This is a genomic window from Endozoicomonas sp. ALC013 (assembly GCF_049310205.1).
In the GTDB taxonomy this organism is placed as follows: Bacteria; Pseudomonadota; Gammaproteobacteria; order Pseudomonadales; family Endozoicomonadaceae; genus Endozoicomonas.
Map to the genome: position 1 here is coordinate 1 of NZ_JBLYNS010000359.1, position 1,658 is coordinate 1,658.

General features: G+C 53.3%; 1 protein-coding gene. It reads right to left on the reverse strand.

Features of this window, described 5'->3' with window-relative positions; genetic code table 11:
- Nucleotides 1-1,658 (reverse strand): DUF1601 domain-containing protein (locus tag ACO6V1_RS23830; RefSeq protein WP_422469062.1); only part of this gene is annotated, 1,658 nt, incomplete at both ends.

A 1,658-nucleotide genomic window follows, 5' to 3' on the forward strand; every position in this document is an offset into this window, starting at 1 on the left:
TGGTCCACAGCAGGTTGGCGATAACCTGGGCATGAAATTGGTTTTTCTGTGCTTTCACCTGGGGCAGCAGCGCGGCCACGGCATCTTTGAGTCCTGGTGTCCACTTTTGCTCGTTGTCCACCAGTTTCGCCATGGCCCACAGCAGATTGGTGATATCCTGGACATTAAATTGGTCTTTCTGTGCGATCACCCGGGGCAAAAGTGCGACCAGGGCATCGTTGAGCCGTGGTGTCCGCTTCAGCCCGTTTTCAACCAGTTTCGCCATGGCCCACAGCAGATTGGAGATATGCTGAGGAATAAATTGGTCTTTCTGCGCGTCCACGAGAGACAACAGGGCGGCCACGGTCTCGTTGAACCCTGGTGTCTGCTGCTTCGTATTTTCCACCAGTTTCGCCATGGCCCACAGCAGGTTGGCGATATGCTGAGGAATAAATTGGTCTTTCTGCGCGTTCACGAGAGGCAACAGGACGGCCACGGTCTCATTGAGCCCTGGTGTCTGCTGCCTCGTATTTTCCACCAGTTTTGCCATGGCCCACAACAGGTTGGCAATGTCCCGGGCATTAAGTCGGTTTTTCTGTGCGTTCACGAGGGGCAACAGGGCGGCCACGGCCTCGTTGAGTCCGGGTGTCCGCTCCAGCCCGTTTTCCAGCAGTTTCACCATGGCCCACAACAGGTTGGCAATGTCCCGGGCACTAAGTTGGTTTTTCTGTGTGTTCACGAGGGGCAACAGGGCGGTCAGGGCCTCGTTGAGTCCTGGTGTTTGCTCAAGCCTGTTGTCCACCAGTTTCGTAATGGCCCACAGCAGATTGGTAATGCCCTGGTCAGTAAGTTGGTCTTTCTGTGCGTTCACGCGGGGCAACAGGGCGGCCACAGCTTCTTTAAGCTCTGGTGTCCACTCCCCGTTGCCCACCAGTTTTGCCATGGCCCACAGCAGGTTGGCGATACCCTGGGCGTTGAATTGGTCTTTCTGTAGGTTTACGTGGGGCAGCAGGGCGGTCATGGCCACTTTGAACTCCGGTGTCTGCTTCTGCCCGCTGTGCACCAGTTTCGCCATGGCCCAAAGCAGGTTGGCGATTCCCTGGGCATCAATATCCCTGGCTTCAGGTTTTTGGTTGCAGGTAAATATTATGGCATCAAGCAAAGTTGACAATAAGGCCGCTTGAGTCGACTGAGCACGCTCATGCATGGGTTTATAAGGGATGAAAGTACCCGCTGAAGTCAATGAATGAAGTGTGGTCGTCAGGCTTCGCCAATTCCAACTCCGTGTTGGGGTAAAGTTTTGCAGCATACTTATCAGCTGGCTTTGTTCCGCCCGGTTTAACGATCTTTTTGCAGCTGACGTGTATTTTTTAATTGAACTGGCATATCGACTGTGATCTCTCCCATCATAGCGATGACCGAAGCGATCCGATCTTCTCACCAGATCATCCATTATTTCCTGTTTGATGAGGGCGTTAAAATCTTCAGCAGGGTTTACCGAGCGGCGCTGTAGATGTTGAGAAGAGCGTGTGCCAGAAGAATGGTAACATTCATTGCGATCCGGTGCAGTGCGGGGGGGATGATTCCATTGTCTGACTGTGGCATGTCTATATCGCCCACGCCCTGAAGAAGGGGCAGGGTTATTCGGTTGGTTGTAATCATTACCCGATCTTGTGTCA